The sequence below is a fragment of the Psychrosphaera sp. 1_MG-2023 genome, from assembly GCF_030548245.1.
Taxonomy (GTDB): Bacteria; Pseudomonadota; Gammaproteobacteria; order Enterobacterales; family Alteromonadaceae; genus Psychrosphaera; species Psychrosphaera algicola.
The window spans coordinates 1-13,513 of the sequence record NZ_JAUORW010000027.1; the positions used below are offsets into that span (position 1 = coordinate 1).

At 40.0% G+C, this 13,513-nt stretch carries 11 protein-coding genes; 10 read left to right on the top strand and 1 reads right to left on the bottom strand.

Annotation, left to right across the window (positions count from 1 at the left end; translation table 11 throughout):
* Positions 1-266 precede the first annotated feature (266 nt).
* Entirely contained in the window at positions 267-3,131 is a 2,865-nt protein-coding gene (locus Q4575_RS18295; RefSeq protein WP_303523791.1) for a pitrilysin family protein, read from the bottom strand.
* 380 nt (positions 3,132-3,511) lie between these two features.
* Here Q4575_RS18295 and Q4575_RS18300 point away from each other — a divergent pair, with 380 nt between their 5' ends.
* From Q4575_RS18300 to Q4575_RS18345, 10 genes are all read left to right on the top strand, one after another.
* On the top strand, positions 3,512-3,889 hold the full coding sequence (locus Q4575_RS18300; RefSeq protein WP_303523793.1) for a MerR family transcriptional regulator: 378 nt from the start codon (positions 3,512-3,514) through the stop codon (positions 3,887-3,889).
* A 64-nt stretch (positions 3,890-3,953) separates the two neighbouring features.
* Positions 3,954-4,343 (top strand): organomercurial transporter MerC, encoded by a 390-nt coding sequence (merC, locus tag Q4575_RS18305; RefSeq protein WP_303523794.1) that lies wholly within the window; start codon positions 3,954-3,956, stop codon positions 4,341-4,343.
* Complete coding sequence (locus tag Q4575_RS18310; protein ID WP_303523795.1) at positions 4,331-4,546, top strand: GDCCVxC domain-containing (seleno)protein; 216 nt, start codon at positions 4,331-4,333, stop codon at positions 4,544-4,546. The genes merC and Q4575_RS18310 overlap by 13 nt, the downstream gene beginning before the upstream one ends.
* A 115-nt stretch (positions 4,547-4,661) precedes the next feature.
* Entirely contained in the window at positions 4,662-5,213 is a 552-nt protein-coding gene (gene gloA / locus Q4575_RS18315) for a lactoylglutathione lyase (RefSeq protein WP_303523796.1), read from the top strand.
* Positions 5,214-5,727: 514 nt separating this feature from the next.
* On the top strand, positions 5,728-6,759 hold the full coding sequence (locus tag Q4575_RS18320) for a DUF21 domain-containing protein (RefSeq protein WP_215963197.1): 1,032 nt from the start codon (positions 5,728-5,730) through the stop codon (positions 6,757-6,759).
* A gap of 297 nt (positions 6,760-7,056) precedes the next feature.
* Positions 7,057-7,833 (top strand): YHYH protein, encoded by a 777-nt coding sequence (locus Q4575_RS18325; protein WP_303523797.1) that lies wholly within the window; start codon positions 7,057-7,059, stop codon positions 7,831-7,833.
* Positions 7,820-8,401, top strand: a complete 582-nt coding sequence (locus Q4575_RS18330) for a toxin-antitoxin system YwqK family antitoxin (protein ID WP_303523798.1) — start codon at positions 7,820-7,822, stop codon at positions 8,399-8,401. Before Q4575_RS18325 ends, Q4575_RS18330 begins: the two co-directional genes overlap by 14 nt.
* Positions 8,367-9,044: an SCO family protein gene (locus Q4575_RS18335; RefSeq protein ID WP_215963199.1), complete on the top strand. Its 678-nt coding sequence runs from the start codon at positions 8,367-8,369 to the stop codon at positions 9,042-9,044. Before Q4575_RS18330 ends, Q4575_RS18335 begins: the two co-directional genes overlap by 35 nt.
* A gap of 144 nt (positions 9,045-9,188) precedes the next feature.
* On the top strand, positions 9,189-10,841 hold the full coding sequence (locus Q4575_RS18340; RefSeq protein ID WP_303523800.1) for a diguanylate cyclase: 1,653 nt from the start codon (positions 9,189-9,191) through the stop codon (positions 10,839-10,841).
* 336 nt (positions 10,842-11,177) lie between these two features.
* Positions 11,178-13,502, top strand: a complete 2,325-nt coding sequence (locus Q4575_RS18345; RefSeq protein ID WP_215963201.1) for a TonB-dependent siderophore receptor — start codon at positions 11,178-11,180, stop codon at positions 13,500-13,502.
* Positions 13,503-13,513 lie beyond the last annotated feature (11 nt).

Sequence of the window (13,513 nt, forward strand, 5' to 3'; positions counted from 1 at the left end):
CCAAATACCCAGGAAAAACCGTCATCCCCTAGCTTGTAATATGAGTCGAGCCACAGCGATATTAGGGATCTCCAACCGAGTGCAGAGGAAATCATAAAATCAGCGACTCTGAACCCACAGGTCTTAATCCACCTTCGATTGGCTCATAACAATCAGAACAAAAAAGCCAACCTTAGTCGTTAAGGTTGGCTTTTAATTGGCAGTCATTTACCTCTTTATCAATTAAAGAAGGTGAATACCAATTCACTCATAAAGTTGAAGTGAATTTAGTTTACCGGGTTGCCCGAAGTATCTAAAACAATTGGGTCACCTAGACCTAATTCCTTAACGCGCTCAAGTTGAGTTTCTGCATCACCAACGACAAGGTATAACATTTTGTCTGGGTTGATGTAGTTAGCAAGTGTTTGTTGCGCTTGCTCTAGGGTCAAATTAGCTAATGTCGCTTGTTGTTTGGCAACGTAGTCTTTTGGCAGTTGGTAGCTGCTGATATTTTGTAATACACCCATCAAACTGTTTGTGGTTTCGAAAGCGCGGGCACTTGAACGTGATAATACTGATTTAGTCTCTTTTAGAGCATTGGCATCAAAGGCCGCGACGTAATCAGCCATAATCTCTCTAAATGTTTGTAGTGACTCTAATGTCACATTTGACCGTACACTTGAACTTGCCGTAAATACACCGCCTAGGTTTCTGCGATTTACACTTGAATAAGCGCCATAGGTATAGCCTTTTTGCAATCGTAAGATTTGGAATAACTGACCTGAAAAGCTGCCACCTAAATTGTGGTTTACCGCTACTAAGGGGTAATAATCATCTGCGTTTGCAACCATAGCTCTTGAGCCAATTCGGATAAACGACTGTTTAGCCCCTGGCACGTCAACAAAATATAATTGAGCTTTATCAATTGGCGTTGCCGCTTTTGCTGGTGGCATTGTGACGTCTTTTACTGTTAATCCTTTTGAAAGAGCGCCTAAACTTGCTTTGACTTGTTGTTGCGTGACATCACCAGCGACATGAACGCTGGTTAAGTTCGCGACAATATTAGAGGCGTAAAAGGCTTTCAGATCTTGCAGGTCAATATTATTTAGATCGTCAGTTGTACCTAAAATTGGCGTCGATAACATATTGTCTGCGCTGTACATTAATTTGTTATAAACGTTATTTGAAATTGCGCCGGGACTCCCCTTTGATTGTTGAATTTGAGCTATGGTTTCTTTTTTAATGCGATCCCATTCAGCTTCATCCCAACGTGGCTGCAATAGTATTTCCTGAGCAAGCGACATAACTTCTGTAAAGTTCGCAGCAAGTGTATTACCCGTCAGTGTTAGGTATTCGTCGCTCGTGGTAAATTGAATATCAGCACCCAATTCTCCAAGAGCTTTTTCAAGCTGCTGTGGTGTCTTATTAGCAGTGCCTTCCATCATCATACTGGTAACTAGGTTTGCAGTGCCGACTTTACCTTTAGTATCAAATGCATGGCCACCCATTATGCGAATCGAAAACGAAACTAGAGGCAGTTCGTTGTGTTCGATACCAAGCACTTGAATACCATTGTCTAATGTTGCATTCCAAACGTCTGGCAGCGTTATCGTTGGCTTTTTACCAAATTCAGGTCTAACTGACCGGTCAAACGCTGAAGTTGCCTGTACCAGAGGTGTTAATGCGGTCTCTGGTTTGTCGACTGCAGTTGTTTCAGCGCCCTGGACCACTTTTTCTTCTACGACATTAGCTTTGGTTGCATCTGATAATACAAGCTCAGTCTGGCCTTTCGGAACAAAGCTGGTGGCGACATAGTGTTGGCCTTTAATGTACTTGTTAAAAACATTCATAATGTCTTTGCGAGTCACGTTTTTGTAACGTTCAATTTCTGTCGTAATTAAATTTGGATCACCTGCAAATTCATTATAAATAGCCAGCGATGATGCCTTATTAAAAACGCTCGTTAAGTTGTTATAAAAGGCTTTTTCTTTGCGAGTAATAATCCGAGCAAGTTGTTCATCATTAAACCCTTCCTTAGAAAATCGAGCGACGGCTTTGTCGATACTGGCTTTTACATTGTCTAATTTAGTGCCGTCAAACGCCCGAGCAGAAATACTAAAAGTACCGGCAATTTCACCAATGTAGGCAGATAAGTGTACCGAAGGAGCCAGTTTATCTTGCTCAACAAGGGTTTGATAAAAGACACTGTCTTTTCCATCATTCAAGACATCGGCTAACAATTCTAAGGCATACGCGTCAGGATGGTATTGCTCAATAATAGGGAAGGTTAAGGTAAGTTCTGGTAATTGAGCAAAGTTATCTTCGTGGAACAACGATACGTTTTTATCTAGTTTTGCTTGCATTGGTGGCAATGCTGAGACTTCTGGTTGTGGTAGTAATTCACCAAAGTATTTTTCAATCCAAGCTTTGGTTTGTTCGCTTTCGAAGTCACCGGCGAGCACTAAGGTGGCATTATTAACCCCGTACCATTTCTGATAGAAGTCTCTAACGTCTTGTAATGTCGCATTTTGTAGATCTTCTAAACTACCAATAACGCTCCAGCTATACGGATGACCTTTTGGGTAAATAGCTTCCATAACAACAGCATCTGTATGTCCGTATGGACGGTTATCGATACTTTGGCGTTTTTCATTTTTTACGACCTGTTTTTCGTTCTCAAGTCCTTCTTGTGTCACTGTATTGATGAAATAACCCATGCGGTCTGACTCCATCCACAGGATTTGTTCAAGGCCGTCGTTAGGGACAACTTCATAATATATCGTGCCGTCTTGCCACGTGCCGCCGTTTAACGTGCCGCCCATACTACCAATGTTGTTAATAAAGTTGCCAGCGCCTACGTTCTCAGAATTTTGAAACAGCATATGTTCAAAAAAGTGCGCAAAACCAGTTTTGCCTGGTAATTCTCGGTTAGAACCTACGTGGTAGACAATCGCTACAGCGACGACAGGATCAGATTTATCCTGATGCAAAACAACATCAAGTCCGTTTTTAAGTTGGTATTTTTCGATACTGAGTGATTTACTTTGTTTAGCAGACTCAATTTGCACAGACCCAGATGATTCTGGATCGGTACAGGCGGCAACCGTTGCGGCTAACACCACAACTGAAAATATTTGTTTGATAGAAATCACGCATATCCCCTATTAATTGAACTTGATAATTTATTCGACGTATCTAATGTAAAAGTTACATTGAATAAACACAACTAAATACAGCAACTCGATGCATATATTAAAGTCCCTGAATATCTTGTTCAACAAGAGATAGATAATGGCGACTTAGTAAAGGTTTTAGATAACTACATAACCCAGCAGAACCAGATATATATTGTGCATCCACAGTTAATTCAACAGCCAAAGCGCCTGAGTCAATTTGTTGAATTCACCCAGGAAAAGTTTGTCGTTGAAACCTAATGTGTCGTAATTTGTATTATTTTGAGTCATGATATTCGGGATAATAATCTTTAATGTGACCAATATTAATTGGCTCAATAATTAAGGTAATTGAAGATATGAAAACAATCGGGAAGCTAGCTAACGCGCTAAATTTAAACGTTGAGACTATAAGGTTTTACGAAAAACAAGGTTTGATTGTACAGCCATTAAAGCCTGATTTTGGATACCGGTTGTACAGCGAAGACATTGAAAACCAGCTAAAGTTTATAGTGAAGGCAAAGGAGCTTGGTTTTACGTTAAAAGAGGTTTCTTCTTTGATGTCGATGGAAAATAATTGTGCACAAGTTGAAAAATTGGGCCGAAAAAAATTAGACATGATCAGAAATAAAATATCAGATTTACAGAGGTTGGAAAAAGTTATCAGCGAAATGACTAATTCATGCGAAGCCAATCGTGACTACTCCTCCTGCCCAATTATCAACTCACTAAAATAAGCTTTGACTCCGTATATAACTACGGACTGTAAACTATCTAAAAATAATTTAGGATTAGTTTTAGATGTTAAACAAAACTCTCGATAAAGTGAGCTTGGGTGGGGTGTGGTTAGCGACACTTAGTTGCACAGCTTGTTTCCCGGCTCTGGGGGCTTTAGCCTCAACACTTGGCTTAGGATTTCTTTCCACCTATGAAGGAATAGCGGTTAATAGTTTACTCCCGCTATTTGCAACTCTTGCCTTGGTTGTCAACATCTATGGCTGGGTTCAACATCATAATCACTCACGTGGCGCATTAAGCATTGCTGGCCCAACTTTAATACTACTTACCCTTTATCCGCTGTGGCAATACAGTTGGAGCACGTATTTATTTTACGCAGGGCTAGGCATCATGGTCGTGACGTCGATATTTGATATTGTAAAACCAACAACGAGGCAAATATGCAAAACATAAAACTTATTTCAACGTTAACGTGTCCAGAGTGTGGATTTAGTAAAAGCGAAGAAATGCCAACTAATGCGTGTCAGTGGTTTTATGAATGCCAAGACTGCCATGTTTTATTAAAGCCGTTAAAAGGGGATTGCTGTGTGTTTTGTTCTTATGGCACTGTAAAGTGCCCCCCAATTCAAGAAGGGCAAAATTGTTGTAAAAGCTAATTTCTAATTAAATACAACATGCGATTTGAAAAATGGTGAAATATGCCCAATTAATCACTTTTAGACTAGTCAGTTAGAGCTACACACTTTAGAGCTCAAAATAAAGGAACACACTATGAGTCGCCATTTTGATCAAGCAGATGGATTAGTAGAAAATCATGATCCTGCCACCCACAAATTTGTTTTCAACCAAACCATGTTTAGAATTAAAGACCCGGCGTTATCTTTAGCGTTTTATTCTGAAGTATTGGGAATGACGTTGGTTAAACGCTTGGATTTCCCTGAAATGAAGTTTTCACTTTATTTTATGGCGACGGTTTCACCAGAGCAACACTCGGATTGGTCCACCGACGCAGATGAACGTATGGTGCAAACGTTCGGCCGACCAGCAATGTTAGAACTGACCCATAATTGGGGCGACGAAGATGACATTAACGTCAAATACCACAGTGGTAATGATGACCCAAAGGGGTTTGGTCACATCGGGTTTTCGGTACCGGATATTGATGCAGCATGCGAACGATTTGAGTCACTGGGTGTTGAATTTAAAAAGAAACCAAACGATGGCAAGATGAAAAGCATTGCTTTTATCAAAGATCCCGATGGTTACTGGATTGAAATTTTCACGCCAGAGCGACTTCCAGAGGTATTAAAGGCCCACCTGTAATTTTTATCTGCCCGCTTTCAAGTGCGCGCAAAATATGGCTAACGCCATTATACCGTTAGCCATTTTTACAACTAACACTGTTAGGTCGATATTGTTTATTTGCTCAAGGTACGACTGCGGATAACAAGAGGCGAACTAAATATCCCCATACAAAACCGACCCAAAACAACAGCAAAACCAAATCAATAGCCTTGCTCTACTTTTAACAAAACATAAGCGCGTCTTGTCAATTAGCTAGACGCTAAATAGATTTAACGCTGGGTAGTTAAAGCCGTGAATTGTAAGTTTGTCACCGTGCTTGTGAGGTCCAATTTTACAATAGTCATTTTTTAAGTTGCTAAGCTTATAATTTAAAAAGAATTAAAATAAGGTTGAACACACGGAAGATACGATTGAAAAAGGCGAAAAAATATCTTTGTACTAAAATTGATTTTTCGCTATATACTCCGGTTTTAAAGGCAAGTACGTAGTAATGGCATTTGCCTGCTAATTATTTATTAAGATAGGAAACATAATGTCATTTGAAATCATTACTTGGATAGGTATTGCAGTGTGTATTTCACAATCTGCAATTTTTTCAGGTCTTAATTTAGCGTTTTTCGCACCAAGTCGTTTGCAACTTGAAGTTGAATCGGCCAAGGGAAATAAAGACGCTGCAAAGATTTTACAATTACGTGGCGACTCTAACTTTCTGCTAACCACAATTTTGTGGGGGAACGTTGGTATCAATGTACTACTGACCTTATTGTCAGATTCGGTACTTGCTGGCGCTAGTTCGTTTTTATTCTCCGCTGTTGCAATTACCATCATTGGTGAGATTACCCCGCAGGCTTATTTTTCCCGTAATGCGTTAAAAATGGGGGCGTTGTTGTCGCCTGTTATTCGCTTCTATCAGTTTATTTTGTATCCGGTGGCAAAACCAACGGGGCTGATTTTAGACATGTGGTTAGGGAAAGAAGGCATTACTTATTTAGCTGAGAATGAACTTACGAGCATTATCCGTAAACACATTGAATCAGAAGACACCGAAATTAATCATGTTGAAGGTATCGGTGCGCTTAACTTTTTTAAATTCGATAAGATCACGGTTAGTGAGGAAGGGGAATTTGTTGACCCGGCTTCAATTATTAAGTTGCCGGCTAAGCTGGATTTACCGATTATTCCAGAAATAACGCCAAGTGCAGACGACCCATTCTTAAAACAGTTACATAAGTCTGGTCATCGTTGGGTAGTCTTTACCAATGACGACGATGAACCTTTGTTGGTTATTGACGCAGATGGTTGTCTGCGAGCCGCGTTGTTTGAACCGGAAAAGTTCGACCCGTATCAATATTGTCATCGGCCAATTGTGCTTACGGACGGTTCGGCGTCATTAAGCGAAGCTGTGATTAAGATGAAAACCAATGAGTCGCTTGAAAAGTCGTTTGATGGTGCGATTGAAAATGATGTTTTATTGTTATGGGGCGAGTCAAAACGCATTATAACTGGGGCTGATATTTTTGGTCGATTGTTAAAAGGAATGCAGGCGTCGGAACATAATATATAAGCACCTGCCTTTAGCGATGATCCTAATACATTCACCGTGTGCGAATACTGCCCGCGGTGAATTATTGATAAACCATCTTGTTATCACATCCAATCTAAATTTTAGTACTGCCCAATTTAAATACTTTTCATTGGCTGGTAATAAACAAATCAATAGTCGGTCGTTTATTTGCAAGTTCCACATTGTTTGCACAATTGGCGGGTATTATTTGCACACTTCACCACTAACATTATCTCAACAGTTAAAGTAGCTTTTTATGTAAGCTCGTATTGACCCAAATTATAGGACTGCAAAAACATGAAATCATTAATGGTACTGCAAGCAACATGCGTAATATTAACAATTGGCCTAGCCGGTTGCGACGACACCATGGTGGAGACAAGTGATACTACTGACAATGACGATACAACAACGTCTGAGGTTTTACATAGCGCCTACAGTGAATTTGATACAGACAATGTTGATGTAGTGATCAGTGGTTCCAATGTGATAATCGAAACCAACGGTCTACCCAATCATACCTCTCCATACTGGTCGAGCAGCCATGAGTTATATGTTGACCCAACCGTGACGACAACGCAAAAAATGGCTCCCGGTGATATTGATGATTTTGTTGGCACATATACCTTAACGGTTGCTAACAGTCCAAGTAAGTCGAGTAGCTCTTCAGCAACAGGTTTAGGGGCAATTGGCATCGCCGTTAGTGGTTCGGTCATTTATAACGACGAAGAAGGTCCCGGAATTCCACTAGACAATGCAGCTGGTAGCTTAGATTTTAACGGTGCTCATACTGGTCCACAAAGTTACCATTATCATTTAGAGCCCATTTCATTCTCAGATGACGACAGTAATCTAATTGGTGTTATCTCTGATGGTTTTTTCTTATATGGTCGAAAGTGTAATTCAACGGGAACTTACCCAACAGATCTAGACGAATCCGGTGGTCATACTGCGATGACTCAACATTCGACTGCAGATGAATATCACTACCATATCCAGAATGAACTCTACCTAAATGCTTACTACATTTTGTTCCCTGGGAACTATCAAGGTTCGCCAAATGCAATCCAGTAATTGGGTTGCCATCATGGTGCTGTTAATAAGCACCAGCTTCGATTTGACCGCGTCAGAACAAACGCGTGTAGACAAAAAGCAGATTGCTATATCTAAAACCAGTGGTTTGCGATTATATCAGGGCCAGCCATATACAGGTGAGGTTGCGACTTATTACCCGTCTGGGCAACTGGCAAAGCTGTCAAGTTTTAAGCAGGGCCTAAGAGACGGCTATTTAAAACAGTGGTTTTCAAATGGTCAATTAAGCTTTCACTCAACCTATAAGTTGGGGGTACTAGAGGGCGAAACCAAAAGCTGGTGGAGTAATGGCACACTTCGTTCGGTCACGGGTTATCAAAATGGCAAAGTCCACGGTGATGTTGAGCAATGGTATGTTACGGGTGAAAAGTTTAAAAAATTACACTATGAATTTGGTCGAGAGTCTGGACTACAGCAAGCGTGGCGTAAAAACGGCAAATTGTATAGTAATTATGAATATGTGAACGGTCGTGTGTATGGCCTAAAACGAGCAAATATGTGTGTGGAACTTAACGATGAAAAATTATTACCGTCTAATAACGCTGATTAGCGTACTTTGCAGCAACCTTTTATTCGCTAATGCAATAGCCGATGAAATGGAACGATTGCCTTATTACGATTCTGCTGAGTTCACCCCTAAGTGGTTAAAATCGGACAGTCTAGAGCTTAACGATATGCATCAAATATCGGATTTTAAGTTTATTGATCAGCGTGGCAAATATGTTACGGCAGACACATTTAGAGATAAGATTTATGTCGCAAGTTTTTTCTTTACCACGTGCCCCGGAATTTGTCCCAAAATGCGTTCTCAATTGTCTAAAGTACAAGAAGCTTATGCAGATAAAGATTACTTCAAAATTATTTCCCACTCGATACAACCCACCAACGACACAGTGGAAATACTGCAAACTTACGCTAAAGAAAATGGCATTAATGCTAATCAATGGCATTTAGTCACGGGTAATATGGATGAAATCTATAACTTGGCTCGAAATGACTATTTTGCCAACGAAGACTTAGGTGAATATGTAAGTAATAAAGACTTTCTGCATACAGAAAATCTAGTGTTAATTGATCACAATAAACATATTCGTGGAATATATAATGGTCTTAACAATGCTTCTGTTGGTAATTTGATTGGTGATATCAAATTATTAGAACAGGAATTGAAGAGCACTGGTAAAATAAATTGAGCAAATTTTAAGCGCGGCTTTTTCGCATTTTTGTTGCACGACTATTTTTAGTCGTGTGGTTCTTTGTTACGGAGCAAAAATGCGTTTGACAATAAGGCGCTATGGTCAATAATTAGTACAACACATTAATTAAGTTAGGCATTAATGGAACGATACTATATAGGCCTCTTCCGCGTTTTAAGTTGTTTATTGTTCTGCAGTTCTTTTGCGGCTTTTTCTACCAACTTAGTGCAGTTAAGCGACGATGACATTTATCTAAAAATCAATGATAAAGTTTTGTGGCACGCCGTCGAATTAAAAAATCCTCATAATGCAGCTGAACTCATTAAAGCAGCGCAACAATCAAATACAACATACAATTCGCTGCTTGGAAAAAACGGAGCTGCTGTCGCCAAAATTCCAATAGCGACAGGCGGAGCCGGTGATTGGTATGTCATGCCAATGGCAAATTTTGTCGATAGTGGCGTAGCATTTTGGCAGGACGAATACGGAACTATGACTCTTGTCGCTGATTTTTCTCAATTGAATAAAAACAGTCAAGCTTATTTGGCTCACAGGCAGGCATTCAGGCTTAATTTTACCGAGTCAACATCGGGTTATTTATGGATTTACATAAAAGCTAAACTCTACCCAACACCCGCAAATATTGTAATTCAATCCGAGTTCGGCTTTTCTCAAACGCAACTTAAGATAAATACATTTACCGTTTTGTCAGTGTCAGTGATGCTAACATTAGCCCTAATGGCTTTTGTGGTGTATTTAAGAACAAAACACTTCGTGGCATTTTATTGTGCAGGTTATATAGGTTTACATGGTATCGGCTGGGCATTTGCGTCAGGGTTGATACAAAGCTTTTTGTCGTCAACATTAATGAATACAACCTATGGCGGGATTTATATTTTCCCGTTTGCAATTGCTTTTGCTAGCTATTTTGCTTTCTATTTGTTCGACTTTAAAAAATCCAAAAATTGGATTGCTAGAGGTTTAGTCCTCTACGCTAAAGTTGCATTGTTGTTTGGCGTACTTGGAATATTATTACCATTCAAAAGTGCATTTTACATGACGCATATTTTGGCCTGTGCGTGGATCGTTCTTAGTATTTTTGTTGGTATTAAAATGCTGACCGTTAGGGATTTTAAAGCTAAGTATTTCTTAGTCGGTAACGTTTTGTATAGCTTAGCCTTGGGCTATTTTATGGTGTCACATTCGTCTGATCTTGACTTAAAATACCCTGAAATTGTTGTATTGGTAGCGTTAGCTCTTGATTGCATCTGTATTCAACTTTCATTATCGGAATGGCTGAGAATCAAACAAATTGAACATCAAAAAGTACTTAACGATGCCCGCTTTGATTCATTAACCCTAGTGGGAAATCGCCACTATTTAAATGAAAAGCTAAAAGAATTAAGTGAATTTTATATGACGGTATTTATCGATTGCGACAGTATTAAATTGATAAATGACAAACATGGTCACGCGGAGGGTGATGTATTTTTAAAGTACGTTGCGGACCTAATGAATAATAAGTTGGGAGATTTGGGGCAAGTATTTCGAACCGGCGGCGATGAGTTTATCTGGGTTTGTGAGGCGGTTTCTGAACACCGTTTATCGTTAATGGGCTCTAAAATCAAAACCATCTTGAATAGTATTGATGAGTCCGTGACCTTTCGTTGGCCAGAATCAGGGATCAGTTTTGGTATTGCGACAAGTATAGAAAGCGATTCCCCTTCTAATTGTTTGTCTAAAGCAGACGAGCGTATGTATCAACAGAAAACACTCCGAAAATTAAAGTTATAATAGCGCTAAACACCATTACGGTATTTAGCCGACAGTGCATGTCTATAATTAACAAAACTCAACAGGTGTGCATGACCAGTTGCCACTAAGCTTAAACGTTTGCATTGCGTTCGCTTGTTGTACTTCTTAATTTACCCACTAATATGCACCATCTCAAAATTATCCTACGAAAATCGCAATCATGTGCATTTTTGTTGTGTCTTATTATCTAAAAAAATATCTTATTCCCAAAATAAACATCTAAATAAGAATGATTATCATTTACATTGTGGTCGATTGACAGTATTATCCCGCCACTTCAATAAATTCATAAAATAAAACGTTGGGAATCAAACGATGACAAAAAATATTAAAAGCAATCAAGTGGTTGCGTTAGGTGCGCAAACTATCGCACTTGCGCTGTCGTTTGGCGCTAGCCAGGCTATCGCAGACACAAACGAATCTGTATGCGTCGAAAAAGACTCTCAGGCTTGTATCGCCGAAAAAGCCGCTGAAGAAATTGAGCACATTCGAGTTCACGGTATTCGAAATTCAATTTATCGCTACGATAAATCAGGTGATCCTCGTCGCACGGCAAAGCTTGTAGATACTCCACAAGTCATTACGGTTCTTACGCTAGATCAAATTCAAGAATCAGGTAAATCTGATCTTAAAGACATCTTATCAGCTCAATCAGGCGTGACGTTGGGGACTGGCGAAAATGGTAATGCATTTGGCGACCGTTATATTATTCGTGGGCACGAAGCTCGCAGTGACGTATTTGTTGATGGATTGCGTGACCCAGGCATGACCACTCGTGAAAGTTTTGCGACAGAGCGTGTTGAAATCACTAAAGGACCAAGTTCTACATTTGCCGGACGTGGCTCATCAGGCGGTGCGGTAAATAGCGTTACCAAAAAAGCATCAACTTCATATAGCTTTGGCCGTGTTGATGTGGGTTTAGGCACTGATGATCACCACAGAGTGACTCTAGACTATAACCTAGCGTTAACAGACGAAAGTGCAGTTCGTCTAAATATTTTGGATGCCGATGAAACGAAACCTGGCCGTGACGGTATAACCAAAGCACGTCAAGGTGTTCAGGCTTCTGGCGTGTATGAAGCGAGCGAAAAGTTATCGTTTATTGCCGATGGATATTATCTAAAAGCGAACGACGTTCCTGATCTAGGGAGTTATTACGATCGTGAAGCAGAACACCCAATTGAAGACATCGCCGTATATGCGCAGTCGAATGACTTTCTTGACTCTGAGGTATCGACGTTTACTTTCCGTACCAATTATCAGATTAGCGACGAGCTTTTATTTTTAAACTCAACTCGTATTGGTTCCACTGAAAACGGATATATTACGACAGGTACAAGTGCAACTACACGTGATGCGACGGACCCAATAGCACCAGGTGTGAGCACGATGACGTTAAGTACTCACCAGGGGTGGCAGGAAGTAGATTATTGGGCCACAGCATTTAACTTATTTTGGGATAAAAAGCTGTTAGGTAAAGACAACAAGCTGGTATTTGGACTCGACGTTACCAATGAAAAAGTGGTTAACGGCGTATATAACATTACCAACAATAACGATACGAACTGCGTTGTTAGTGGTCGCCGTGGCGCTTCGGATAGCTACTGTTATATAGACGAGAACGGAAAAGAAATAGATGATATTCAAGGCTTAATGGGCCGTTCATATGTGACTGGCGACGCTGATGCGACATTTGAAATTCAAACAACATCTTTGTATTTCATGGATACTGTTCAAGTAACAGATGACACGCAAGTGTTCTTTGGATTACGTCAAGATAGCTTTGACTACAGCAATGATACGAGCGGCAGAAGCGGTGATATTTTATATGACTACTCTGACAATATGTATAACGGTCACGTTGGTATTGTGCATGCAATCACTGAAGACGGTAATATCTACTTTAATTACAGTACCGCTACAAACATCAACGGCGGTGAATCTGACTTAGGTGCGAACTGTGGTTACGGTGGAATATGTGGTACACCGGAGCAAGCAGCGCAAGCGGACCCAGAAATTGTAGAAAACTTAGAGTTAGGCACTAAATGGATGGTATTTGACGATAACGTGATGTTCTCGCTAGCGCTTTTCCAAATGACAAAAAGTGATGTTATGGAAAGTGTCGGTGATAGCTACTCTACATTAGGGACGTTAAATACCGGTGAAAACCAAATTCGAGGCATTGAAGTTGGTTTAATCGGCGACATTAATGATCAGTTAAGCTTACAATTTTCTGCTGCGTCAATGAGCTCTGAGGTGTTGGATTCTTACAATGAAGACAATATCGGACGCGTTCTGAGCAACTTTGCAGACAATAGTGTTTATTTACAATTGCGTTACCAGTTAACTAAAGATTTTGCATTTGGTGGTGACTACTCATACCAAAGTGAAATGTATGGTGGCCAACCGGATACTGCGGCGGGTTATGACTCAACGACAAATAAATACAGCATCGTAGTGCCTGACTATCAAGTCATTAACTTATTTGCTAATTACAACGTAAATGACAAAATGACATTACGTCTAAATATTGGTAATGCGTTAGACACTGAATATTGGACAGCTGCTTATCGCTCGGGTTCATTTATGTACCTAGGTGACGGCAGAAGCACACGTTTAACTGTTAACTATCAGTTCTAAATTGACCAAAG